Source organism: Neobacillus terrae (assembly GCF_011393025.1).
GTDB lineage: Bacteria > Bacillota > Bacilli > Bacillales > Cytobacillaceae > Neobacillus_A > Neobacillus_A terrae.
Genome location: NZ_JAAOEO010000001.1, coordinates 397,203 through 423,272, shown reverse-complemented (window position 1 = coordinate 423,272; position 26,070 = coordinate 397,203). Strand labels below are relative to the sequence as shown.

Here is a 26,070-nt window from a genome sequence, read left to right as displayed (position 1 = left end):
ACCAAATTTATACCTCCTCTGATTTATAGGTAAAAAATAAATAAAAAAACGGGAGAAAGAAGTCTCCCGTTTAGTCTTGTATTATTATGCTGTTTTGGCAGGAAGGACGATATTGAATGTAGTACCTTTATTCGGTTCGCTTTCAACAAAAACCTTGCCATTATGGCCTTCAATAATTTTGAAACTGACCATTAAGCCAAGCCCATTACCATTCTTCTTAGTTGTATAGAAGGGTTCTCCAAGCTTTTTAAGCTTTTCTTCAGGAATACCAACGCCTGTATCCTGAATCGAAATCTGGACATTTTTATCATCCATAGTGGTTTTGACAACAATATCTCCACCGTTTGGCATTGCCTCTATTCCATTTTTTATAAAGTTAAGAAATACCTGTTTTAGTCTGTTCTCATCACATTCAACCTGAATAATCTCATGATTGCAGTCACTATGAAGACGTATATTTTTCTTTCTTGCTTCAAACTCAAGAAGAGAAACAACATTTTTGATAACCGGCACAATATTTTTTTCCTCAAGTTCAACGGCTTTTGGTTTGGCTAAAACCATGAAATCCTCAACAATAGTATTGACTCGTTCAATTTCATCCAGAATAATACCTAGAAACTCAAGCCGTTCAGGATCTTTTTCATCCAGCTGGAGGAATTCCGCGTATCCTTTCATAGAAGTTAAAGGATTCCTGATTTCATGGGCGACCCCGGCTGCCAGCTGCCCAACTGCTGCCAGCTTATCCTGCCGGTGCAATACCTCTTCGGTTTTCTTACGCTCTGTAATATCATTTCGAATCGCGACATACTGGTAAGGCTTGCCTTCTTCATTTAAAAAAGGAACGATAGTGGTATCAACCCAATAAAGGCTGCCATCTTTCGCTTTGTTGCGTATTTCACCTTTCCAGACCTTTCCATTCCCGATTGTTTGCCATAAATCTTTAAAAAACTCCTTCGGATGGTAGCCAGAGTTTAAAATACTATGAGTTTTTCCAATAAGTTCGTCACGGGAATATTTGGAAATCTCACAAAACTTATCATTTACACTAGTTATAATCCCTCTTGAATCTGTAAAAGCAACGATTGCAGATTCATCTAGCGCAAATTTAATATCACTAATTTCTTTTAAAGTTTCTTTTAAGTGACCCTCAGCCGTTTTTCTATCCGTTATATCTGAACGAATAGCAACATACTGATATGGCTTCCCCTTCGAGTTCATAAATGGGACAATTGTGGTGTCTACCCAGTAAAGGCTGCCGTCTTTTGCACGATTACAAATTTCACCCTTCCACACTTTTCCTTGTCCGATCGTTTTCCACAGATTTTTAAAAAACTCCTGAGGGTGAACACCTGAATTCAAAATCCGGTGATCTTCTCCAATAAGCTCATGCCGTTTATATTTTGAGATCTCACAGAACTTTTCGTTTACACTCGTAATAGTGCCTTGGGCATCTGTAATGGCTACGATTGAGGATTGGTCCAAAGCAAAGTTAATGTCTTTCACGTCTTTAATTTTTTCGAGCAATCTTTCTTCAGACTTTTTCCTATTAGTTATATCGTATCTGATGGATACATATTGGGTTGGTTTCCCCTTTTTATCCAGGAAAGGAACAATTGTAGTATCCACCCAATAGAATGAGCCGTCTTTTGCCTTATTTCGAATTTCCCCCCGCCAAATTTGACCGCTTTGGATAGTCTTCCAAAGACCAATAAAAAATTCTTTAGGATGATAGCCCGAATTCAATATTCGGTGGTTTTTACCCATTATTTCATCTTTTTCGTATTTAGAGATTTCAACAAATTTATCATTAACATAAATGATATTACCCTTAGGGTCGGTAATTCCAACAATAGCGGATTCGTCCAAAGCTAATTTAATATCCTTAAGATTTGTATCTGAGGCAGACAGACGTTTACTGATTAAGGCACTGGAACCAATCAGGCCTCCAAATATAAGGATTGAAACAAATAGGACAAGATAAATAATAAAATCTTCCCGAAGGAAATTTCCATTCGCAAAACCACTAAGATTGAAAGCCCCGGAAGAAGCTCTTTTTAAAAGAAAATGCGCTTCTACAACAGCAAGAGTCAATATGATGGAACTAATGGGTTTAAGCCAAGCCTGGCCCTCCTCAGAAAAGTTTTTTGAGTAAAAAAGGATCCATAATGAAAATAAAAAGACACCAAAAGTAAGTATTCCTGACAAGCCCAGTAAAAATGGATTGTAACTCGCTGACATCTCCATAGAATACAGACCTATCAGATGTATAGAAAACACAGCCAGCGTGAGTAAAATGGAGGCGGCTGCTAAATGAACGCGCTTAAGTTCCTTTCTCAGCAAGGTGTAAAATCCCATACCTGTAAAGGCCACACCCATAAAAATTGAAAGTATGGAAAGAGGTATATTTATTCTTGAAAACCGTCCAATATCAACGGCTAAATAACCCATAAAATTCATTACCCACATTCCAATTCCCATAGAAATCGTACCGCCAAGGAAAAGGGTCCGTTTATTACTGTTCGAAAACCTTAATAATGTAAACATATCAAGTGCTGTATATGAAGCCATAATCGTCAAGCCTATGGCGAAAACAATCAAAAAAGGATTAAAGTTGTTTATAATATCATTCATCCCCTTGCATCAACCCCTTATAAATTCGAGATTCTAATACGATTGTAATGGAAAGAAATTTTTTAGGGAAGTACCAAAACATAGGAAGGAATATTTTTTTAAGGTATTTATCGTATATATATATGAAAACTGGCGTTTATATACAAAAATAAAAAATTTTTAGAAAACAAGAAAAAAAGTCTACACTTTTTTAATTTTTTTGTTTATACTGTACTATAACAGGTTAAATAAAAATAAATTGTATTATAAAAGGAGGAGTTAAACATGTTACAAAGTCCAGTTGAATTTTTCCGCAATCTTCCAAAGAAGGTTTGTCCAGAATGTGGCCAGCATATGCAGGAACAGGCTGAATCCTATCTAATGGAATGTGACCGCTGCCTTTCCAAAAAAGAAGAATAGTTAAAATTAAAGGCGGCCAAATGGCCGCCTGTTTTCTTTTTTTTTGTTCTGATCACTTCTACTGTTTGATTACTGATTTTCGTTTTTAGACGCTCGTTTTCAAAAAGCGAACAGGAGGGCTGCTTTTCCTGCCGAACTCCTCGACTTCCGCTTCAATCAATACAGCTACACAAACCAACAATTGAAACTTTAAAACACTAGATCTCATGAAGCGCCTTTAAGATCATATTATTATTCACTCGAAGGTAATTCTTACTAATTATCATTATTTATATGAATTTTTTTCCGTTTTGCCTATAATTAGGGAGATTGGAACGGAGGGATATTTCACAAAGATGTTTTTGATTAAATGGAGCTATACAAAAAGGTATAATATTAAAGGGATTTTTGATCGATTTCCAAACTCTCCTGTTATTTTTAGGCAAATTAAGGATTATTATTTTATATACAAAATAAATTGGGATCTGGATGATCCTCCTGTTGGCAGAGAAGATTTAGAGGAAATGGAGCTTCTTCTTAATGAAGAACTGGGAACGAGCAGCTATTATTTTCAAAGGAAAAACTATATCAATAAGACAGGAGCTTCTTAATTGGACGGGCTTATTGTTTTTATTAGAAAAACTTGGCTTTCTCCAAGCCCTTACCCTACTTTTTCTTATCACGCTCAAAACGGCACATCGTGTGCCTTTCGCCTGACTAGGACATTCTGACCGTCGTGCGTTCAGAATTTATGAATAAGAGTTCTAGCTTAGCTTAAAAATAAACTCTCCGTAAAATTACGGAGAGTTTTCTTTTTAACAGTTTTAGAGACCCAACCATTCTATTGGCTTATTATTCCTATTTCAAAAGATTAAGCCAATAGGTGTATGTTCCGCTTTTTTATAAAAAGCTTTAACCTCCCAAAAGTTGTTGGAGGCAGACTTTTTATTTATTAATTGGATTCACATAACACTTTTATTAAGTTTTAGGCTTACACTTCCCTATCGCCAATTATCAAGCACTTCCTTCATTTATCTGTTTCAGAAATATCATTATACAAGCAGCAGACCTTGTTAATTCTATTTCGTCCCCAGGATTTTATCTGTTAGTTTTCCGAAATAAACAGATAAATCTTCAAAAGAGGGAAAGCCTGATATAAGAAGAGAAAATTATTCGTTCACTATGATCGGAACGACACAATGATTAGGCCTCTAAAAAAAGTTAAATTATTTACTTTACATTATTATCTTATCACTAACATTCATTTTTATAATGAGATTTGTGACAAATTTTTAAAATTATTAGTTCTGTTATACGATAATGGTTTTGATTTGAGTTTCCCCGCTTTTACTCCTTGTCGTTGCATCTATATGGAACACTGTATAATAGATCCTCTTTAGACGAAACCTTTTATAAAAGGGGTGAAAATTGTAATGACGGATAAACATAAATATTTAAGCACTGCTGTTGAAAAAGAGCAAATTACGATTGAAAACGGCGGGAACTTTCCTAATAAGAAAAGCATTCATGGCGATTCTGTAGATGAACATAAATATTTAGAAGAAGCCAACATGTATTTAGCGGGTAAAGAAATAGGCCAGCAAAATGAAAATCAATAAATACTTAGACATTCAGCTGGCCTTTTACTTCTGTATTATAACAGATTAAATTTTAGGAAGATCTCTAAATTCCATAATCGTTTCATTACCACACATCGGACAAAGCAAATCATCAGTTGCAAAATCTTTTCTCATCCAGCCTTTACAAGAATCATCGGAGCATGAATAAACTTCTGTACTTACCAAAATGTTTTCAATGGCGTCTTCTTGGTTCCTCTTTCCATAAAAAATAGAAATCGCCTCCTTTACTATTAGTATGCCCAAAGAACCATTTTCCATTTATGGATTGAATAAGTTAAGGGACTGAGCAGTTCATGATTTTTATCTTTTGTGGTGTTTTCCACTGTACAAAGTATTTTGTTCTTTACATTATCAGGAATATAAAAGTAAAAGAGGAGCTCAAAGCTCCTTTTTATCTTATTTGCAAAAACACATTATATTCTTTATTGCTCATTTTATTCTCCTACAGCAATTTTACGAATAGACATACTGCTTTTTTCTTCCTTAATAAGCCATAATGTAAGCAAAACTCCGAGAAATGCAAGTACTGCAAAAAATAGATAAACCCCAAAAATGGAATAACTGTCATAAATCAATCCGCCAACAAAGGTGCTAAACCAGTTCCCTAAACCGTTACCAATGGCAGAATAAATTGTAACTGCTGTTGCTGTAATATGTGAGGGTGTAATTTCCCGTATATATTGTAATCCTGCCGGAATAAACAAACCGAGAGAAAAACCCTGGATAACTGCTGAAGCATAAACCAATGATAAGCTAGGCTCCATAAAGTAAAATAGCCATCTAACCAGCGAGACCGTTCCTGCAATTGCAGCAATGGGTAGAAGACCAAATTTGTTAATACCTCTTCCTGCTACTCTCATAAACGGAATCTCTGACATCACCGCAATAAAGAAGGCAATTCCTATACCAGTGTATGTACCGCCCAGATCGTCTACAAACAAACCAAAGTAGGTGTTATTGGCCAAATTAGGACCAAAAATCAAAAAGGTAACAAAAAGAAAGATTACAAATTTCTTAAGTTTAAAAAGATCTTTCATTCCTGAAAAGATTTTTACGTTTTCTCCTGTATGTTCTTTTGGAAGCCTAAAAGCTAAAATAGAAGCAAGCGACAAAGAAACAAAAAATGAAAAGAAAATAACTGCGGGAGAAAATTCTGAAAGCTTCCCCATAATAAAAACGGCCAGTCCAAAACCTAATGATCCGAACAATCTGATATTCCCGTAATTATAATTTAACCTGCTTGAGAACTTTAAGGAAATACTATCAGAAACAGGTATGATGGCACTTTGAAAAATTGCTACCAGAACAGCCGTCAAAAAAAACATAGAGTAAGAACCGAAAAGGTAATAACCAAACCCACCAACTCCAGCCAAAAAGGTGGTAAATGTTAAGACTTTGGTAGGCGAATGGGTTAAATCGGAAATCATCCCCCAAAGTGGCTGAAAAAAAATCATAACAATAGGGCCAATTGAAAGAATTGTACCAATTTGATACCCATTTAATTTTTCAACTTCTGATAAATAAACGCTTAATAATGGATATAAACTGCCTACACCGAAAAAGGACAGCAAATAAAATCCCTGAAGCGAGAAGATATTTCTTCTTTCTTTTCTTTCCATTAACTAAATCTCCTTTATAAAACACACTTCCATATTTTGCTTTACTTATTGTAACATGACCACGTCATAAATGTACTTAAAATCAAAGGATTTCTAATTATCAGAAAATATCGGTGGATTTTGAAGAAAGGGCCGTAGATCCTACCGACCCTGATTTTATTCAAAATGTTCTATGACAATTCCTTCCTCATGTTTACGTGATAACAAAGAATTTTTCTTCCTGTTCTCTTTCGATTCGAAGATAATATCAAAATCATAATCTTCAGGATATAGCTCCCTGGCAGGAATATAAAGCTTCATTCTCTTTTGATTGATGCTGATTTTTTCTCCTTTAACTTGAACCACATAGTTCCCCTTCTCATCTGGCCCTTTATAGACAATTCCAAATTCATCGGTGTTGGTAAGAAGAACATTGTCACCCTGTATAAATTTTTGTAATTTCGGGGTTGCTGATTCCACTTTTTTTTCTCTTCGTTGATGTCTGTTTATGATGATTTGCTTTTCTATTTCTCTTTTTTCTACTGTATCTATTTCCTCCAAAGGGTACTCCTTGTTTTCCTTATAGGTAATCAAATGTGCTTTTTCTATTATTTTAAGATGAATCCCAAGTTTTAATGCTATGGCAAACGCTTGACTCTCGCCGCCCTTGCCTATAATAAGCTTGTATGTTGGCCGTAATGTTTCAAGGTCAAATTCCATCGAACCATTAAGAAAACCGGAATGATTATCCGCAAACTCTTTAATTTCGCTGTAATGAGTGGTAGCTAAAAGAGTTGCACCCTTATCATAAAGCTGTTCAAGAATTGCAGCAGCAAGCCCCATTCCTTCCCTTGGATCCGTCCCTGAACCTAATTCATCCAACAGGACAAGAGAATTATCATTCGTTTCCTTTAAAATTTCTATTATATTAACGATCCTTGAACTGAAGGTGCTTAAATTGTCTATAATACTCTGACCATCACCAATATCGACAAGGACCTTTTGAAATATACTTAAAGAACTGCCCTCCGCTACTGGCACATGCAACCCTGATTGGGCCATTAAGGTTAAAAGCCCAACTGTTTTAATTGAAACTGTTTTTCCACCAGTATTTGGGCCTGTAATTACTAGAGCATTTTCCTGTCTTCCAAGTTCCAGTGTAAAGGGACAAGCTTTATCTCCCAGTAATGGGTGACGAGCTTCAACAAGATGGATATAGTGAGTTTCGTTTAGGGCTACAGTTCTTCCGTTCACATGTCTGCTATGTTTTGCCTTAGCAAAAAGAACATCGTAATGAATCATCGTTTCAATTGATAACCTTAGCTGCGGTTCCTTGCTTTCCACTAGTCCTGTTAAAAAAAGAAGGATTTTATGAATCTCAGCTTCCTCTTCTGCCACCATCCATTCATGCTGTTCTTGGTAGACTGCAATTTCTTCAGGTTCAATAAAAACAGTTGACCCTGAGGCGGAAGTATCTAATACAGCCCCTTTAATTTTGTTCCTGTATTCCTTCTTCACGGGAATGACAAATCTGCCATGCCTTTGACTTACAACACTCTCTTGAAGATATAATTTGTATTTGTTGGATCGAACCATTTGCTGCATTTTTTCATTTAATCTTTCCTTTTGGATAGACAGCTGTTTTCGTATACTCAATAATTCTTTACTTGCATAATCATCCACCTGACCATTGCGAATACAGCGAATAATCTCAGCTCCAAGTTCAGGCAGTTCCTCAATTGTATTAACATAAGAAGAAATCCTTGGTCCTATGAATTCTTTATCGCTCATATACCGCCGCATCTTTCCACAGCAATCCAGAAATTCGGCGAGTTTTGTTAATTGGTCCGGACGTAAGGCCACCCCCTTGTTTAAGCTTGTCATTAACAGTTCTACACCGTCTAGGCCATGGACAGGAACACTTGCACTCTTTTTTAGAATTTCCACAGCTTCTGTGACTTCCCCAAGCATAGCTTCAATTTGTTTTAGGTTTATGGAAGGAACAAGCTCTACGATTCTTCTCCTGCCCTCCGCTGTCAAAGCGTAAGCTGACACAGTTTCCTTAACTTTTAAAAAATCAAGTACTTGAAAGGTTTGTTTATTCAATGTTGTTCCTCCTGAAAGTTTAATAAAAAAGGCCGTAATGAACAATGTCATTACGGCCTTGAAGACAGAAATACTCTTCTTCCTTTTCACATTTCCAAAATACAAAATAAAAAGCTGTATACACAGAGGTACACAGCTATACTTTGTCAATTCAGTATGCTTTTTCTATGACCATTGTTCTTAACTTCCCTTTCAACCACAGCTAAATAAACCTATGTGTTTTCCACAAAAAGGCTGTGAGAATCAAAACGGGATATCCAATTAGTGGATTAGTTAAGAACGGCACCTAACATAAAACATACTCCTTTATCAATCAATTTATTAGAATTATATAACACTTCCATTATATAGTCAATTCGACAAAATATTCCACAAAAAATCTTTTTTTCGTGAAAATTCATAAACAGGTAACAAAGATAAAACTTTCCCTTAAGCTTTTATCGTTATAATAAAGAAATCAAGGTCATCTAAGAATTTTTTAATTCAAGGAAGGACAAAAAGCTAGGATATTTTTATTATTCTCTCCGGGTATATACAAATTTATAAAATGACTTCGGAGGGTCAGGAGCTTTGTCTCTGGTGGTTTTATACTCAAATTAAGAAAGGGTATAAGCTCCTCAAATGTCCTTAATGGATATAGTTCACAATTTATCCATATCTTTTTTGCATAAAGTTCTTTATCTTATTTATGGGGGGAGAGAAAATGAAAAAAATTTATGTGATCAGCAGCTTGCTCATAATCATTGGCATTCTCGGTGGAATTTCTTTTTTCCTAATCCGTGATGCATCGGCCAGGATTCCTGATAATGCGGCTCTTACTACCCAAAACAATGAAACTTATCGTTTTGGTGATGACCATAAAAAGCTAAAGCTCGTGGAATTTATCTATACCCATTGCCCTGATATATGTCCGACTACTACACAAAAAATGCTTCTTTTACAGAGGGACTTGAAAAAAAGCGGAGCGTTTGGAAAACAAATTGAGTTTGTAACGATAACAATTGATCCATACCGGGATACCCCTAATACACTTAAAAAATATATGTCTTCCTTCGGCATAAAAAATGATAGTAACTGGAAGTTCCTAACTGGACAAAAAGAAACTATTAAAAAAGACCAAAAAAAAATCAAACAGGTAGCAAATGCTCTTCAATTTCAATACACCGATCCTGGAAATGGCTTTTTTGTACACAGTACTTTTACTTATCTTGTTGATGAAAACAATAAGTTTATTAAAAAATTCCCTATGGGAGAAGAATTTAACCATAAGGAAGTATTTAACTATATAAACGATCGGCTAAATTAATCAATTACCGAAAAGAAAAAAGCGGTTATCCTCGGGGATGGCCGCTTTTTTCTTTTGTACTATGTTGGATTATTTTTTAACTGCTGTAATGATAAAAGATAATTGGATTTCGGTTTAGTCAAACTGGCCTTTATTCCTGCTTTTTTTAATTTGTTTACTAGGTCGGAAATTGGTTTCTTAGCCATTCTACTCACCTTCTTTATTTGCTGGTCACAAATTCAATTTTACACTAAAAGTATGAATAAAGTGTGAAAACTTTTAAAAAAATTGGATAATTTTTCAGGCATCTTATCATTTAAAAAGTTAAATATAATACAAAATTATAGTGGTGTTATTCCCGGAAAATGTAAATTACAAACCTTGGTTTAATTAATTTTTTAATTAATAAAAAAGGAAAAGACCTTTATTTGGCCTCTCCTGCCCTTTTCTTTCCAAAATGCCCCTATTAAATATCCAAATTAATACAATTTCACACCTTCAGCTAAAAACCATTCGCTATGACCTTTTTTTAATGATATAATTTTTGAGATATTTATATATGGAGGATTTAAACATGATTACGGTAAGTAACGTAGGTTTAAGATATGGTGATAGAAAATTATTTGAAGATGTAAATATAAAGTTTAACCCTGGCAATTGCTATGGCTTGATCGGTGCAAACGGTGCCGGAAAATCAACATTTTTGAAAATTTTATCCGGGGAAATTGAACCACAATCCGGAAGTGTTTTCCTAGGCCCTAATGAAAGACTGGCTGTTTTAAAACAGAACCACTTCGAGTACGAGCAGGACGAAGTTTTAAAAGTCGTTATTATGGGACATGCCCGCCTGTTTGAGGTAATGCAGGAGAAAGATGCTATTTACATGAAGGAAGACTTTACAGATGAAGACGGCATGAAGGCTGCTGAACTTGAAGGAGAATTTGCCGACCTTAACGGCTGGGAAGCTGAATCAGAGGCTGCAATTCTGTTAAAAGGCCTCGGTATTGAAGAAGACCTTCACACAAAAAAAATGGAAGAACTAACTGGCTCAGAAAAGGTAAAAGTTCTGTTGGCCCAAGCTCTATTTGGTAAGCCTGATGTCCTTTTGCTTGACGAACCGACAAACCACCTTGATATTAAGGCGATTCAATGGCTGGAAGAATTCCTAATTAACTTTGAAAATACTGTTATAGTTGTATCCCATGACAGACATTTCTTAAATAAAGTTTGTACACATATTGCTGACCTTGACTTTGGTAAAATTCAGATTTATGTTGGAAACTATGACTTCTGGTATGAATCCAGCCAGCTGGCTCAAAGAATGGCACAGGATGCTAATAAGAAGAAAGAAGAAAAGATCAAAGAACTTCAAAGCTTTATTGCTCGATTCAGTGCAAATGCATCGAAGTCCAAACAGGCTACTTCACGGAAAAAGCTTTTGGACAAGATCTCACTTGATGATATTCGGCCATCTTCAAGACGTTATCCTTATGTAGGCTTTACGCCTGACCGTGAGATCGGAAATGATCTCTTAAGGGTTGAAGGTCTCACTAAAACAATTGATGGTGTTAAAGTTCTTGATAATATTAATTTTGTGATGAATAAGGATGACAAAATTGCTCTTGTAGGAACAAATGAGATTGCTATTACCACTCTTTTTAAAATTCTTATGGGTGAAATGGAAGCTGACAGCGGCACAGTTAAATGGGGTATCACAACAACTCAGGCATATTTTCCAAAGGACAATTCTATGTTCTTTGAAGATAGCGAATTAAATCTTGTTGACTGGCTGCGCCAATTTTCTCCTAAAGATGACAGCGAAAGCTTCCTAAGAGGCTTTCTCGGAAGAATGCTATTCTCAGGTGAGGATGTCCTTAAAAAGTCCAGTGTGCTTTCTGGTGGAGAAAAGGTACGCTGCATGCTTTCTAAAATGATGTTAAGCGGTTCTAATGTTCTTTTGCTGGATGAACCGACAAATCACCTGGACCTTGAATCAATCACTGCTCTGAACAATGGTCTAATCAACTTTAAAGGTTCATTAATATTCTCTTCGCATGACCATCAGTTTATCCAAACGATTGCGAACCGTATTTTTGAACTTACTCCAAAAGGACTTGTTGATAAGCAAATGACTTATGATGAGTACCTCGAAAATGCAGAATTGCAAAAACAAATATCGCTTATGTATCAATAATAAGAAAAGCGGAAGCGCCTGAGCTAGACAATTTAATAGGTAAAACTTTATACTTCATTACATTTAAAATTAAAAAGGTGCAAAAAGAACCTGCTTGGTCTTTTTGCACCTTTTTTTAATCTCTTTTTTGTTTTTTTCGTGAAGAAGACACACTTTTGCTTCCAGTTTCTGTTTGTGTGGTCCCTTGCCCTTCAACCTGGCTTGAGGCAAGACCAATAGTTGATGGATCCTGTTTTCTTTTGGACATGTCAGCACCTCCACTTTTAGCTTCCTGCAGATTGAATCAAGTTATGCAGAAAAGGCAAGGAATAATTGATTTCCACTTAGGCAAGCTAAGTTTAGGAGGAGGTGTTTGGAAATGGCGAAAGTAGGAGTAGAACAATCACTTACAAATGTCCAGCAGGCACTGCGAGACAAAGGATATGATGTTGTGGAGTTAAAGCAGGAATCTGATGCGCAAAATTGCGATTGCTGTGTATTGACTGGCCTTGATTCAAATGTAATGGGTATTCAGGACACTGCAATAAAAGGTTCTGTTATTGAAGCAAACGGACTATCGGCTGATGAAGTATGCCGTGAAGTTGAAAGCAGGCTTCAATAAGCATATTCATGTAAGATCCCTAAATATTTGTACCGTTCCTGCTTTCCCAACATGCAGGAACGGTAGGTCTTTTTATTCTATATTAATTGGCTGAACATATGAGGGGGGTTTTAAATAACTTACGATTAATATCCCATTCCAAAATTTAGCCTGAATCTCTTCTGGCTTTATCTCATCAGGAAGCTTGATACTCCTCTTGAATTCCCCATAAAATCGCTCAGAATATTTTTTTCTGAACTCAGAGAAAAACTGCATCGAAACTCCTTTTATTAATAACGAGTCCCCATTAAGCCCCAGCTCAATATCTTCTTTTTTAACACCTGGTATTTCAACCAATATGATAACTTCTTTATCATTTTCCAATATGTCAATAGGAGGGAAAATGTCACCTTTCTTTCCTTGGCTCATATTTTCGCCATCTGTAGGCTTTTCTCTTTTTTGTTCATCCATAAATCCTGCCATATCCTGATCAAAAATCGTTTTCCAAAAATCGTTTCCATGCATGCTTTGTGCGATATCCAGCCACTGCTTCAGCTTATCCATATCCATCCATTTCATCTCCTTCTCAGGTACCTCTGGCAAGAGAATGTTTATTGTCCTATTTGCAGTTTGCTTTTCCTCATATTTGTCCTATGCATGCATATATTTTAGAAGCAAGCAAAGGAGGAAATTACGTGCCTGCTCCAATACCGTATATTAATATAAATATCTATATGATTAAAATTAATTCCTTCGAAAATGCTTCGGCAGTTAATATCGGTCAAAATCTTCTTGCAGACTGGCATAATTCTGATAAAAAAAACCAGGGCTTTGGGCAAAACTTTGGAGATGGCAGTCAATTTTGTGCAACGAGAAGCATGGTAGATGACCGTGACCAGATTGACTCGCCATCTTCGTTTGTATCCCATCCCTATGTGGGTGAAAACGACGATTGCTGAAGACTTTTTTTCTCAGCCTGCTCCTGCAGCAGGTTTTTTTTCGTGCAGTAATCTTTGCTTTTATGAAGAAGAAGATTCCTATATAATTTTCTTATGTCTATACTACTTTGATTTTCTGGAGGATTTTATGAAAAAGCTTTGCTTTACACTGTTACTTTCGTTTTCACTCCTTATCGTTCTAAGTGCATGTGCCGCGAAGGATGTACCATCACAAAAACAAGAAGAATCTGAAATAACGATTTCTGCAGCAGCAAGCTTAAATGATGCACTTAAAGAAATAAAAACCACTTTCGAAAAGAAACACAAAAACATCCACCTGTCCATTAACCTCGGAGGTACAGGAGCCTTGCAGCAGCAAATTATTCAAGGTGCACCGGTCGATGTTTTTATTTCGGCAGCAAAAGACAAATTTGATGATTTAATACAAAAAGGGTTAATAAAAAAAGAAGACAGCAAAGATTTATTGGGGAATAAGCTTGTACTCATCACTCCTAAAAGACATTCCGCTATTCAGTCTTTCTCCGATTTATCGGACAATAGGGTTTCGAGGGTTGCAATTGGTACACCCGCAACAGTTCCAGCAGGAATGTATGCGAAGCAGGCACTGCAAAAATATCAAGTTTGGGATAAACTCACACCCAAACTTATACAGGCTAAGGATGTCAGGCAGGTACTTACATATGTAGAAACGGGAAGTGTTGATGCCGGTATCGTATATCTTACAGACGCAAAAGTCTCCAATAAGGTGAAGATTGTTGAGACAGCTTCCGAAGATATGCACGATCCTATTATATATCCAGCAGGTATAATAAAAGAAACAAAACACCATAAAGAAGCAGCTATCTTTTTGAAATACTTAAAAAGTACTTCAGCAAAAAAGACATTTGAAAAATATGGATTTATAGTATTGGATTGATGAGTATGTTTAATAGTGATTTTTGGTTTCCCTTAAAATTATCTGTTCAAGTTTCTTTAATATCTGCGTTTTTTGTATTCCTTTTTGGAATTATAATAGCGAAACTTATGTCTGGTCCGAACTTCAAGGGAAAAACTTTATTGGAAACTGCCTTTCTACTTCCTATTGTCCTTCCACCAACAGTAATAGGTTTCTTATTAATAGTTCTCTTAGGTCCACATAGCCCTGCTGGGGCACTGGCGGAAAGGATAATTCAGCATTCCATAATGTTTACAGCTTGGGCTGCAGTGCTTGCTTCCTCTGTTGTGGCCTTCCCTCTAATGTATCAGACTGCTAAAAACGGGTTTCAATCTGTAGAAAAAGAAATAGAAGAAGCAGCGAGAGTCGACGGAGCAGGAGAACTGCTGACCTTTCTTTATGTATCTCTGCCTTTATCCTATAAAGCTATAATCAGCGGTACGATTCTTAGTTTTGCCCGAGCTCTTGGCGAATTTGGAGCCACCTTTATGTTTGCGGGTAATATCCCTGGGAAAACCCAAACAGCTTCTACAGCTATTTATATTGCAATGGATTCGGGAGATATGAAAACAGCATGGACTTATGTGATATGTATGATTGCTATTTCTTCCATCATGCTATTTACCACTAATCTGGTTAAAAAATAAAGGTTATTTAGAACTCATCGGAGTTTATTTTGCATCTTTGTTTTTTGAGGCGGAAGGCGGAAGGCGGGAGACTCCTCGAAAATCCTCAATTATGCTTTAGCATAATTTTGTTAGATGTATATTCAAGAAAGTTTTCCTTATGCTGCTGCATTTCCTTTGTGAGATGTAAATTCAGGAATGATGCTTGTGCAGTCGTATTTTCTTTGTGCGTTCAGTTACTTCTGATGGCAAGTTCAATAGAGTTGCGAGAAAACGGGTTCATGCGAAACCACCAGGCGTGCAGCTTCAAGTAAAAGTCTTCAGAAAGCGAGCGAAAACCATCTGGCAAGTATAATTATAAACCATGAATAGATCATAAATAGAGGGTATTCCAAACTTACAGTTTGAAATACCCTCTTTCTTATCTGCTTAGCTTCTGATTAATTTTCTCTTTAAAAACATGAATAGAAAAATAGCAAGAACAGGAATGATTCCATAAAACAAATTCAAGTGCATATTTTCTGTATATTCTTCCTTGTGTTTCTCATTTGGGATCTTTTTTTCGGTCAGCTTGATTTGCTGTAGTATATCCCCATTCTTATTTTCTACGTTAAGCATACTGCTTTTTTTATCTACTTTTTCTACCTGATCATTCAAAGGTTTAGTAACCATTGTCTCTTGGGAAACAAGGTAGAGATTTTTTCCACTTTTAAACGTTTTGTCCTTTGGCAGAGTCTCATGGCCGAAGGAAGAAAATCCATAATTAAATAATTTTACGGTGTCCTTATAAATATCTTTCTTATGATCGGCCTTAAGGGCAACGACGACTAGCTTTAATTTTCCATTATCAGCAGAAGTAGCCAGTGTCTGTTTTGACTCATCGATAAATCCTGTTTTTCCGCCAGTGACATACTGAAAAGGAACCTCACCATTTAACATGCGATGTTTAGAAACTAAAGTCGTTTTCCAAGATTGTCCGACCCAATTTAACTCTTTTAATCCAAAGACTTCTGAAAAGACGGGATTTTGCAGAGCATACTTTGTAATCAGTGCCAAGTCCATAGCAGTTGTATAGTGATTTTCATTGAAAAGACCATTCGGGGTCACAAAATGGGTGTGCTGCACCCCAATATTTGTTCTTAGATACTCGTTTAGCTCTGTTTCAAACTGCTCAACTGTACCTCCAAGATGTTCCGCAATCGCAACTGCCGCGTCGTTTCCTGAATTAATAAGCATTCCCTGAATGAGTTTTTTTAATTGGACCTTTTCTCCAACGTTTAAATAAACCCGCGTCCCCTCTGTTGTGGCAGCATTCCTGCTTACGGTGACGATATCATTGAGATTACCTTTTTCAATAGCATAAATAGCCGTTGCTATTTTTGTTAAACTAGCAGGATATAATGCTTCATCCGGATTTTTGCTATATAGAACAGCTCCTGTTTCTGTATCTATCATTACAGCTGCTTCACTTTTTATATTTATTTTTTTATCCTGGCGGGCAAACGCACCTGTCTGAGTTGAGAAAAACATTATAAATGCCATTAGGCACGCAACAAATTTCGTCAATTTTTAACACCTATCTTCCACTTTAGTCCTATTAATTTTAACAGATTCGACAAACTAATAAACCATTTTCTTTAATGTTTAATCTATGTAAGAAAACAGTAATAATCCATTCTTATAGAAGATTTTAAATCCAAATATGATTAATTGTCCTGCATGACCCCAATGAAGGATAGCTATCTTATACACTTCAATAGAGCCAACTAAATATAAAAATGCACACATCATTATATATAGATGACGTGTGCATTACTTTGAAAATATTTTTATATTGTGTTTTAGACTTTATTGTTTAACCCTCTTTTTTGAAATCAAAAGGGTGATTTGTGCCATTGTAAATGGCAGGGATGACTTCTTTCGATATGCCAGATACTTAGGTTCCCATATGTCAGTAAATTTTTGTTTAAACATCCTTAAGCCCTGAAATTGATATATAAAATGACCATGTAAAAAGATCTGTGCAGCCACCCTTTCACTTAAAAAAGAAAATCTTGAAAGACCTACGTTTGCTAATGGCGCCATTCCCATATTAAACCTTTTGTAACCTTTTTGATTAGCCCATTCGAATAGAGAAATAAAAAGATAATCCATTATTTCAGTGGGTGCATCAGGACTAAAACGGATTAAATCTACCGAGATGGTTTGGCGGTCATCATATATAGGCATGATACTGGCAAAGCACAAAATTTTCTTATCTGGGTCCTCGACAATCGCTAATTCAGCTTTATTCAGATAAACTTCATCAAAGAACCCCAGAGAAAAGCCCTTTTCCTTCCTTTCCTGCAGCCATTCATTAGAGATATCTCTTAATGACTTAAACAGTTCGTCCGAAAAAGGCGGTTCGGCAAGCCTAAATCGGTAATTGTCATGCTCGAATTGATTTTGAATGTTTCGTAACGATTTCATCCTATTTCCCTTAAGATTAAATTCATCCAATTCCACAAATGCTTCTTCTCCGAGCTTAAAAAAGTCATAACCATTGCCATGTAAAAATGGCAGCAGGTCATTACTCACCTGATAAAACACCAATGAATAGCCATGAAGGTCCGATATTTCCTGAAATTCTTCTATAGCCTCAACCATATCATTTTTTTCTCCAACAGGGTCCCCGAGGATAATAAGCTTATCTGCATATTGTGCATAAGAAAACATAACATTTCTTTTACTGTTCCAAAATACATATTTATCATGTAAGAATATAAGATGGGATAGAACTTTCCCTTTATATTTCTTCAGATGAGCCAGTATTTCCTTTTCCTGACCTGCAGTTTTCTCCATTTCCCAATCTTTCGGTTTACTTATCAAATAGCCAAACATCAGGACTAAAAATGCAATTGTGAGTCCGAGGAGTGCACTGTTAAATAAATCATAATAATTAGTTATAAAATAGGGCCTTAATTTTGGAGGAATATTAAACTTCGCAGTTGGAAGATTGAGATATCCTATAATCAAATACATTGAAGTAATAATAACAATCAAAGTCAGATCAAATATCGTCTTCCCCCAGGTCATCACGTAGCTTTCCCTATAAAATTTATTTCGTGACATTCTTAAAAGTAAAGCCACCACAAGTAAAAAAGCAGCCTCTTCATAATCTATTCCCTTAAAAATTGAAAACAGAGCTGCAAACGATAACGCAATCATCGTTAGCTGGTAGGCCCTTTTTACACTATATTCAATTCCGCGTGACAGCCCAAGCAGTAAAAATCCCGCTGCTACCGATAGGCGATGAGATAAGTCCACAATGGGAAAGGCCAAAAACTCCTGAATGACTTTTAAACGTGAGACCACCCCAGGAACAGATGCAGATAACAACATAATCAATCCCGATATAAAAACAAGAGCTGTTAATACTGTATGGCTTGCATTTTGAATAATCGCATTGGGAAGGTTATTCCAGGATTGATTCCATCTTTCCCAATATTCCTTAATAAATAAGATGACACTTATCAAAAAAGGAAGAACATAATAGCCCATCCGGTAAAATAATAGTAAAACCAAAACCTTTTCATCTGGGATATTTAAATCGTGCATTCCCCAAATAAATATCAAATCAAATGAACCAAGACCACCAGGAATCATACTGATGATTCCTGCACAGGAAGCTACAATAAAAACAGGCAGAAGCCCTGTAAAGCCAATGGAAATCCCCAATATACCGCATAAAATCCAAATAGCAAGAAAAACAGCCGCCCATTCAAGCAATGAAACAAGAGTAAGTTTTACTCCTGTATCAAGAGATATGAGGATCTTATCGTCTTTTTTATGCTTAACTACATGAATTACAGCAAAAACAGGCAAATAGAGCCCTACACCTAAAACGGCAAAATAAAGCCATTTTGTATCCAAAAATAGGGGGAAATCACGAAAGCCCAAAACTATAAACCATGAGATAAGAGATATTCCAGTCAAATAAAAGAGGGAGACAGAAGCTATCCCTCCCAATAATCTCCTTTTATCCTGTTCAAGTTTATTGTAAAAATAGGTTCGAAGCATCGCACCAATTATCCCGCCAAATCCAATTAAATTTGAAAAAGAATTGGCGATAAACGACTGTTCAAACAGTTTTCGCGAAGGAACTTTTAAATCTAATATCTTTACAAGTATAAAATCATAAAAAAACATTGGAGTAACCGCTAACAATGTGACTGCAAAAATCAGGACCACTTTACCAATATGAAGCTGGTTAACTTCATTTTTAAGCAAATGAACATTAATATTTCCAGCAAATTTATTTAGTTCATATACCGCCAAAATCAACAAGAGGAGTGGAAAAATGAATTTAGCAGCTGTAAAAACTTTTTCTTTTCTAATTGCACTCATGCTGATTCTCCCTTTTTTCCTCTGATTCCTGTATTTACTATAATCTTTTCTGGACAAAAAACAAAGAAAATTATTCGAAGATCCCTTATTCACCGTTCTGTTCATCATTTCTTTTTAAGCCTTTGTACTGTTACCTTTTCTTCCCCTTAGTTCCCCTCGACCATCATATAAATGATGAAAAGCATATAGAAACTTGGTCCTTCCATACATTTACGGGTCATTTTACAAGTTAGTCCAAAAAATCAGACAAGTTTTCACCTTATACCCGTATATATAGTACTAGGACTAGTATGAGGGGGTTGTATTATGAATTTCTTTGTAATAAAGAAACAAACAGTTTTACTGCTTTTCCTTATCTTTATAACTGCTGTTTCCTTTTCGGTATGGTACATGCTAAAGGCAGCGGATACCGTTGTTTTTAACCAGGAGAATTCAAACATCCGTGAAATCCATTTGGTTACTGGAGAATATAAAACCAAATTAAGCACCGGAAAAGAAATTGAAGCTTATAGATGGGATCCTGGTACAATTTCTATTGAAAAGAATGAAAAAGTAAGACTTGTTATTTATGGAGTCAATGGAGAAAGTCATCCTTTTCATATTGAAGGAACCAGTATAAAAGGAACCATAAAAAAAGGACAAGAAACTGTTATCCCTCTTACATTAAAAAAAGAAGGAACTTACCGCCTTATATGCCATGCACATCCAGATAAAGACCATAATGGTCCTATGATTGCCTATATTGTAGTAGATTAAAACAACAGGTACACCACCTGTTTTTTTTTATTCCACCTCTTATCTCCCTTCTTACTCGGCCCCTTTACAAATTTCCTGTTGCGATTTCTAAAAAGTGGTGTTTTTTGAGTTTCTACTATATTCATATTTATATCCTTGATTTTATCTTATATAACAGATTTTTATAATTACATATTTTTTATAGTACAGTTTAATCCATAAGTCCCTTTATACAAAAAAAAAACTTTCTCCTTTACAGTTATCAGCCCCTAAAAACCTAGATTTCACAATATCTTAACAATTACCCCCTAATTCACGTGACTTTTATCACTTTTTAACTGTGATACTCAAGGTAAGATAATAATGTTAAAGCTGTTATATAGTTTTAAAAATAAACTAGAGGTGAATCACCATGGAACAATGGAGAGGTTTTGCAAAAGGCACATGGACAAGAGAGGTTAATGTCCGCGACTTTATTTTGAATAATTATACTCCTTATGAAGGAGATGACTCTTTTTTACAAGGAGCTACAGAAGCAACAAATAAGCTTTGGGAACAGGTAATGGATCTTACCGTGAAGGAACGTGAAAACGGCGGAGTATTAGATATGGATACTGAGACAGTATCTACCATCACTTCTCACGGACCTGGATATTTAAATGAAGAACTTGAGAAAGTAGTAGGTGTACAAACTGATAAGCCCTTTAACCGTTCCATGCAGCCATTTGGCGGTATACGTATGGCGAAAGCCGCTTGTGAAGCATATGGATATACTTTAAATCCAGAAGTAGAAAAAACGTTTTCTGAATTTAGAAAAACTCACAATCAAGGGGTTTTTGATGCTTATACCGATGAAATGATGCTGGCCCGTAAAGCTGCTATTATTACTGGCCTTCCTGATGCATACGGCCGGGGACGTATTATTGGAGACTACAGACGTGTTGCTCTTTACGGCGTTAACTTCCTTATGCAGGAAAAACAAAAAGACTTAAAAAACACAAGCAGTGTTATGACAGAAGAAAATATGCGCCTGCGTGAAGAAATTGCCGAACAAATCAGAGCGCTCAAGGAATTAAAAGAATTAGCTAAGAGCTATGGCTTTGACATCTCAGAACCAGCAAAAAATACTCAGGAAGCATTCCAGTGGCTTTATTTCGGATATCTTGCTGCCATTAAAGAACAAAACGGTGCAGCAATGAGTCTTGGACGTGTCTCTACTTTTCTTGATATTTATATTGAGAGGGACTTAATGGAAGGCACTTTAACAGAGGAAGAAGTACAGGAAATAGTTGACCACTTTATTATGAAGCTTCGCCTTGTTAAATTTGCTCGGACCCCTGATTATAACGAATTATTCAGCGGAGACCCTACCTGGGTGACAGAATCTATAGGCGGTATGGCAATGGACGGTCGCTCCCTGGTAACGAAGAACTCTTTCCGTTTCCTTCATTCACTGGATAATCTGGGTCCTGCACCTGAGCCAAACCTAACAGTTTTATGGTCATCTCAGCTCCCAGAAAACTTTAAAAAATACTGTGCAAAGATGTCTATTAAAACAAGTTCAATCCAATATGAAAATGATGACATCATGAAGCCTGAATACGGAGATGACTATGGAATTGCCTGCTGTGTTTCAGCAATGGAAATCGGCAAGCAGATGCAGTTCTTTGGTGCCCGTGCAAACCTGGCAAAAGCCCTCCTTTATTCCATTAATGGCGGTATAGATGAAAAACTTAAAATACAGGTTGGCCCATCATATCAGCCTATTACCTCTGAAGTACTAGATTATGAGGAGGTAATGCAAAAGTTTGATAATATGATGGATTGGCTTGCAGGACTTTATATTAATACATTAAATATCATTCACTATATGCATGATAAGTACAGCTACGAAAGAATTGAAATGGCGCTGCATGATTCCAAGATCCTTCGTACAATGGCAACAGGAATTGCCGGACTTAGCGTAGTTGCAGACTCACTAAGTGCAATTAAGTATGGCCAGGTTAAAGTAATCCGCGACGAGAATGGAATCGCTGTTGACTTTGAAGCTTCAGGAGATTTCCCTAAATACGGAAATAATGATGACCGTGTGGATAGCATTGCAGTTGATATTGTCGAACGCTTTATGAAGAAGCTGCGCAAGCATCATACTTACCGGGATTCTCTGCACACTATGTCCATTCTCACAATTACTTCCAACGTAGTTTATGGGAAGAAAACAGGCAATACTCCGGATGGACGTCGCGCAGGTGAGCCTTTCGCGCCAGGAGCAAACCCTATGCATGGAAGGGATACTAAAGGTACTCTAGCTTCTCTTTCTTCCGTAGCAAAGCTTCCTTACACTTATGCAATGGATGGCATTTCAAATACTTTCTCCATTGTGCCGAAAGCGCTGGGCAAAGAAGAAGAAAACCAAATCCGCAATCTTGTTTCCATTCTTGACGGCTATGCCATTACGGCAGGACACCATCTAAATGTTAACGTATTTAACAGAGAGACTTTGCTGGATGCAATGGAGCATCCTGAATTATACCCTCAATTAACAATCAGGGTTTCAGGTTATGCGGTTAACTTTATTAAACTGACTAAAGAACAACAGCTTGATGTTATTAACCGAACCTTCCATGAATCTATGTAACTGAAAATTAACCTGAGGCTAAAGGCCTCCGGTGTACTACCGAAAGGGGAAAATCATCATGAACGGAAATATTCACTCTATTGAAACTTTGGGCACAGTAGACGGGCCAGGTATACGTTATGTAGTATTTACACAGGGCTGCCTTCTTAGATGCCAATTTTGCCATAATGCCGATACATGGGAAATTGGAAGCGGCAAACCGATGGCTGTTTCCGAAGTCATGAATGATTTAACTTCCTATCTCCCTTTCATTAAGGCATCAGGCGGGGGGATTACTGTGAGCGGCGGTGAACCATTACTTCAGATCCCCTTCCTGCTGGAACTTTTTAAGGCTTGCAAAAGTAAAGGAATTCATACAACCATTGACTCTTCTGGAGGATGCTTTTCAAGCTCTACCCATTTTCTTGAGGGCCTCGAGGAATTGCTTCAGTACACCGATTTAATTTTACTTGATTTAAAGCATATTAATCGGAAAAAACATATTAAACTAACCGGGATGGCCAACGACCACATTTTAGATTTTGCCAAATTCCTATCAAGTCATAAGGTTCCTGTGTGGATACGTCATGTGCTTGTACCTTCCGTTACAGATGATCCCACCGATCTAAAGGAACTCGGCGAGTTTATCGGCTCCTTAGAAAATGTTCAAAAAATAGAGATTCTCCCTTACCATAAGCTCGGAGTTTATAAATGGGAAGCTCTTGGCCATGAATATCCATTAAAGGATATTGAACCCCCTTCTGAAGAAAAAGTACAATATGCTTTAGAGATGTTAACTAAACATTGGAGAAAACCTGTTTAAAAGAAAAATGCCTTTTTTGGCATTTTTCTTTTTTAGCTTATCAGAATTTATTCATAAATTGTAAACGCACGACGGACAGGAAGTCCTAGTCAGGCGAAAGGCACAGGATGTGCCGTTTTGAGCGTGATAAGTAAAACTAGGGCATCCGTAAAAGGAGCTTGGCGAATGCCAAATTTTTCTAATGTTCGAATTTACTTTATAATTAGATTAGAGGTGAATTACGATGGAAGCTTCTTTTAAAAAATCTAAGTTTTTACTTTTCATTTTAATCTCTATCCTTATTTTTATTTCTAATTTTGCATTATATAGACTTTCATATGTACAGCCATTACCAGAACATATTGTTATAGGTACCCTGATTGACCTATTTATCATGATTCCCCTTTCTGCTTGTTTCATTTTCTATCTGAACCGTTTTTCAATACAGAAAATAGGTTTATTAATCCTTCTTTCATATGGAGCAGCTTATTTTATTATCCCGAAGGACCTTTTAAAAAACGATCCTTTTGTTCCTTTTTTTCTTGGTATATGCGAAGGAGTATTTTTTTTAATTGAACTTTATACTTTTATATGCTTAGCTAAAACACTCCCTCCCCTCATAAAGAATTTTAAAAGAATTAATAGAGGAAATTCATATTTTCTCTTAAACATAAGAAAAGTTACGAATAATGATTATTCGAATAATCGTCTGAAAGGCATTTTATCCACTGATATTTCTTTATTTTATTACGCCCTTTTTTCTTGGAGAACAAAAACCTCTCATAGTAAAGGCAGACTTTTTACCTATCATAAAAAAACCAGTTCATTGGTGATGAGGGTTATGCTGATTCATGCTATGGCTATTGAAACAATAGGGCTTCATTATTTCCTTCATCAATGGAATCCGATAGCTTCCTCTATATTATTGATTTTTAATATTTATGGTATCTTGTTTTTTCTTGCTGAAATTCAGGCAATCAGACTTTCTCCATTTCTTGTCACTGAGGATGAACTTATCCTTCAAGCAGGACTATCAAAAGGAATGCAAATCCCCCTTAGAGAAATAGAAGAATTCAAGACATATTCCGGACCAGATATAATTCCAGGCAAGAAAAAAAACAATATTTTTGATGCCCGTCCATCTGATTTCATTATGGAAAAACCACAGTTTCAAATTAAGCTTAAAAACAAGTTACGCATTTTTTATATGTATGGTTTACGGGGCAGCGTTAACCAAATTATCCTGTCAGTAGATAACCCAGGGGAGTTTTCCTCTTATTTGAAAGATAAACTAAACCGTTTAACCGATTCGAAATAAAATCCGACTTTACTTTTGTATAGTGAATAAATTATTATTGTGCCGTCTTTTAGCTTTGGTTATATATAATATTAAATTGATTCTTGTCCCTTTCTCCTTTATACTCATATCATGGCTACAAAACGAGGTGAATGATTTTGATCCAGATCCTGATTGACTTAACAGACTTTAATACACTTACAGCACTTTATATAAGTATATATATTGGAATGACTATTAAACTTCTCTGGGCATGGAGTGCCGAGAGTTCTTTTCTTGGCTCAATTACTGATACTGCAAACACAAAAATCGTTCAGCCATTCTTTTATAATAGCGAAAAAAGCAATAATCACAGCAATCATATTTTAATGTGGATTATAAAATATATCCGCAGAAAAAAAAGCTCGCAGGATGGCCGTGAAGAACACTCTTCCTTTTTGCTTTATACATTATAATTTTTTAAACTTCAGGAGGAAATATGAAAATTAAACGTTCTTCATTTACAATAATAGGATTATTAACACTAACTACTTTATTACTCTCAGCATGTTCAGCTCAAAATGGTAAAGGCGGCAGCGGATTCTTCCACACTTATCTTGTTGAACCTTTTATCAAGAGTATTCATGGACTTGCTGGTATCTTTGGCGGTAATTACGGCTTATCTATCATTGTTATTACACTTCTAATCCGTCTTGCATTAATGCCTCTTATGCTGAGACAATATAAAAATCAGATGGGCATGAAAGAAAAGATGGATAGCTTGAAGCCTGAAATGGAAGCTATCCAGAAAAAGATGAAAACTGAAAAGGATCCAAAGAAAAAGCAGGAGCTTCAGCAGGAAATGATGGGCCTTTACCAAAAGCACGGAGTTAACCCTTTAAATATGGGCTGCCTCCCAATTCTCATCCAGATGCCGATCCTGACAGGTTTCTATTACGCAATTAGAGGAAATGCAGAAATTGCTTCCCACAACTTTCTTTGGTTCAGTTTAGGAAAACCTGATATTGCCATTACCCTTATAGCTGGTGTAATTTATTACTTACAATTTAAAGTTTCACAATCAAGCATGCCTCAACAGCAGCAGGAACAAATGAAATACATGGGGCTTCTTTCCCCAATTATGATTGTTATGTTTTCGCTTAAAGCACCAGCTGCACTTCCCTTATATTGGGCAGTCGGTGGTACCTTTTTAACACTCCAAACTTTGATCAGCAAAAGGCTTTACCAGACTAAAAAAACGCCAGAGGTTCAAGCTAGTACTGGTAAAAAATAAAAAAACAAAGAAAAAGCGTCCAATGGATG

24 protein-coding genes are annotated in these 26,070 nt (G+C 36.2%); 15 read left to right on the top strand and 9 right to left on the bottom strand.

Going from position 1 to position 26,070, the window contains the following annotated elements; genetic code table 11:
* Positions 1-84: 84 nt before the first annotated feature.
* The gene (locus G8761_RS26930; protein WP_166023171.1) at positions 85-2,631 is read right to left on the bottom strand and encodes a PAS domain S-box protein; all 2,547 of its coding nucleotides are present in this window, start codon (positions 2,629-2,631) and stop codon (positions 85-87) included.
* A 264-nt stretch (positions 2,632-2,895) separates the two neighbouring features.
* Here G8761_RS26930 and yhfH point away from each other — a divergent pair, with 264 nt between their 5' ends.
* From yhfH to G8761_RS02160, 3 genes are all read left to right on the top strand, one after another.
* Positions 2,896-3,030 carry a protein YhfH gene (yhfH, locus tag G8761_RS02170; protein WP_166023169.1) on the top strand — a complete coding sequence of 45 codons (135 nt, stop codon included), beginning with the start codon at positions 2,896-2,898 and terminating at the stop codon, positions 3,028-3,030.
* Between the two features lie 335 nt (positions 3,031-3,365).
* Positions 3,366-3,620, top strand: a complete 255-nt coding sequence (locus G8761_RS02165) for a hypothetical protein (protein WP_166023167.1) — start codon at positions 3,366-3,368, stop codon at positions 3,618-3,620.
* Between the two features lie 822 nt (positions 3,621-4,442).
* On the top strand, positions 4,443-4,628 hold the full coding sequence (locus G8761_RS02160; RefSeq protein WP_166023165.1) for a hypothetical protein: 186 nt from the start codon (positions 4,443-4,445) through the stop codon (positions 4,626-4,628).
* 45 nt (positions 4,629-4,673) lie between these two features.
* Here G8761_RS02160 and G8761_RS02155 read toward each other — a convergent pair whose 3' ends face one another.
* The 3 genes from G8761_RS02155 to G8761_RS02145 all read right to left on the bottom strand — a co-directional run bounded on the left by G8761_RS02155 (position 4,674) and on the right by G8761_RS02145 (position 8,353).
* Positions 4,674-4,892: a cold-inducible protein YdjO-related protein gene (locus tag G8761_RS02155; protein ID WP_243449865.1), complete on the bottom strand. Its 219-nt coding sequence runs from the start codon at positions 4,890-4,892 to the stop codon at positions 4,674-4,676.
* A 191-nt stretch (positions 4,893-5,083) separates the two neighbouring features.
* Positions 5,084-6,268 carry an MFS transporter gene (locus G8761_RS02150; protein ID WP_166023163.1) on the bottom strand — a complete coding sequence of 395 codons (1,185 nt, stop codon included), beginning with the start codon at positions 6,266-6,268 and terminating at the stop codon, positions 5,084-5,086.
* A 156-nt stretch (positions 6,269-6,424) separates the two neighbouring features.
* Positions 6,425-8,353, bottom strand: a complete 1,929-nt coding sequence (locus G8761_RS02145) for an endonuclease MutS2 (RefSeq protein ID WP_166023161.1) — start codon at positions 8,351-8,353, stop codon at positions 6,425-6,427.
* A 703-nt stretch (positions 8,354-9,056) separates the two neighbouring features.
* Between G8761_RS02145 and G8761_RS02140 the strand changes: the two genes are divergently transcribed.
* On the top strand, positions 9,057-9,659 hold the full coding sequence (locus tag G8761_RS02140; RefSeq protein WP_166023159.1) for an SCO family protein: 603 nt from the start codon (positions 9,057-9,059) through the stop codon (positions 9,657-9,659).
* A 59-nt stretch (positions 9,660-9,718) separates the two neighbouring features.
* Here G8761_RS02140 and G8761_RS27605 read toward each other — a convergent pair whose 3' ends face one another.
* On the bottom strand, positions 9,719-9,844 hold the full coding sequence (locus G8761_RS27605; protein WP_275940678.1) for a hypothetical protein: 126 nt from the start codon (positions 9,842-9,844) through the stop codon (positions 9,719-9,721).
* 368 nt (positions 9,845-10,212) lie between these two features.
* Between G8761_RS27605 and G8761_RS02135 the strand changes: the two genes are divergently transcribed.
* The gene (locus G8761_RS02135) at positions 10,213-11,832 is read left to right on the top strand and encodes an ABC-F family ATP-binding cassette domain-containing protein (RefSeq protein WP_166023157.1); all 1,620 of its coding nucleotides are present in this window, start codon (positions 10,213-10,215) and stop codon (positions 11,830-11,832) included.
* 115 nt (positions 11,833-11,947) lie between these two features.
* Here the strand turns inward: G8761_RS02135 and G8761_RS02130 are convergent, their stop codons facing one another.
* A complete protein-coding gene (locus G8761_RS02130; protein WP_166023155.1) occupies positions 11,948-12,079 on the bottom strand; it encodes a YuzL family protein in 132 nt (43 codons plus the stop codon).
* A gap of 111 nt (positions 12,080-12,190) precedes the next feature.
* Between G8761_RS02130 and G8761_RS02125 the strand changes: the two genes are divergently transcribed.
* On the top strand, positions 12,191-12,433 hold the full coding sequence (locus G8761_RS02125; RefSeq protein ID WP_166023153.1) for a YkuS family protein: 243 nt from the start codon (positions 12,191-12,193) through the stop codon (positions 12,431-12,433).
* Positions 12,434-12,505: 72 nt separating this feature from the next.
* Here the strand turns inward: G8761_RS02125 and G8761_RS02120 are convergent, their stop codons facing one another.
* Complete coding sequence (locus G8761_RS02120) at positions 12,506-12,982, bottom strand: Hsp20/alpha crystallin family protein (RefSeq protein ID WP_166023151.1); 477 nt, start codon at positions 12,980-12,982, stop codon at positions 12,506-12,508.
* A 125-nt stretch (positions 12,983-13,107) separates the two neighbouring features.
* Here G8761_RS02120 and G8761_RS02115 point away from each other — a divergent pair, with 125 nt between their 5' ends.
* The 3 genes from G8761_RS02115 (at position 13,108) to modB (ending at position 14,952) form a co-directional block, all read left to right on the top strand.
* Positions 13,108-13,371 (top strand): hypothetical protein, encoded by a 264-nt coding sequence (locus G8761_RS02115; RefSeq protein ID WP_166023149.1) that lies wholly within the window; start codon positions 13,108-13,110, stop codon positions 13,369-13,371.
* A 115-nt stretch (positions 13,372-13,486) separates the two neighbouring features.
* The gene (modA, locus tag G8761_RS02110; protein ID WP_420800224.1) at positions 13,487-14,287 is read left to right on the top strand and encodes a molybdate ABC transporter substrate-binding protein; all 801 of its coding nucleotides are present in this window, start codon (positions 13,487-13,489) and stop codon (positions 14,285-14,287) included.
* Positions 14,287-14,952, top strand: a complete 666-nt coding sequence (gene modB, locus G8761_RS02105) for a molybdate ABC transporter permease subunit (protein WP_338000901.1) — start codon at positions 14,287-14,289, stop codon at positions 14,950-14,952. Before modA ends, modB begins: the two co-directional genes overlap by 1 nt.
* 408 nt (positions 14,953-15,360) lie before the next feature.
* Here the strand turns inward: modB and G8761_RS02100 are convergent, their stop codons facing one another.
* On the bottom strand, positions 15,361-16,497 hold the full coding sequence (locus G8761_RS02100) for a D-alanyl-D-alanine carboxypeptidase family protein (RefSeq protein ID WP_243449864.1): 1,137 nt from the start codon (positions 16,495-16,497) through the stop codon (positions 15,361-15,363).
* A 282-nt stretch (positions 16,498-16,779) separates the two neighbouring features.
* Entirely contained in the window at positions 16,780-19,317 is a 2,538-nt protein-coding gene (gene mprF / locus G8761_RS02095) for a bifunctional lysylphosphatidylglycerol flippase/synthetase MprF (protein WP_166023143.1), read from the bottom strand.
* Between the two features lie 306 nt (positions 19,318-19,623).
* Here mprF and G8761_RS02090 point away from each other — a divergent pair, with 306 nt between their 5' ends.
* The 6 genes from G8761_RS02090 to yidC all read left to right on the top strand — a co-directional run bounded on the left by G8761_RS02090 (position 19,624) and on the right by yidC (position 26,041).
* Positions 19,624-20,073, top strand: a complete 450-nt coding sequence (locus G8761_RS02090) for a cupredoxin domain-containing protein (RefSeq protein WP_166023141.1) — start codon at positions 19,624-19,626, stop codon at positions 20,071-20,073.
* Between the two features lie 391 nt (positions 20,074-20,464).
* Positions 20,465-22,690 (top strand): formate C-acetyltransferase, encoded by a 2,226-nt coding sequence (gene pflB / locus G8761_RS02085; protein ID WP_166023139.1) that lies wholly within the window; start codon positions 20,465-20,467, stop codon positions 22,688-22,690.
* Between the two features lie 58 nt (positions 22,691-22,748).
* Positions 22,749-23,492 (top strand): pyruvate formate-lyase-activating protein, encoded by a 744-nt coding sequence (gene pflA / locus G8761_RS02080; RefSeq protein WP_166023137.1) that lies wholly within the window; start codon positions 22,749-22,751, stop codon positions 23,490-23,492.
* 820 nt (positions 23,493-24,312) lie between these two features.
* Positions 24,313-24,789: a hypothetical protein gene (locus G8761_RS02075; RefSeq protein WP_166023135.1), complete on the top strand. Its 477-nt coding sequence runs from the start codon at positions 24,313-24,315 to the stop codon at positions 24,787-24,789.
* Between the two features lie 137 nt (positions 24,790-24,926).
* Complete coding sequence (locus tag G8761_RS02070) at positions 24,927-25,223, top strand: hypothetical protein (RefSeq protein ID WP_166023133.1); 297 nt, start codon at positions 24,927-24,929, stop codon at positions 25,221-25,223.
* Between the two features lie 23 nt (positions 25,224-25,246).
* Entirely contained in the window at positions 25,247-26,041 is a 795-nt protein-coding gene (gene yidC, locus G8761_RS02065) for a membrane protein insertase YidC (RefSeq protein WP_166023131.1), read from the top strand.
* Positions 26,042-26,070 lie beyond the last annotated feature (29 nt).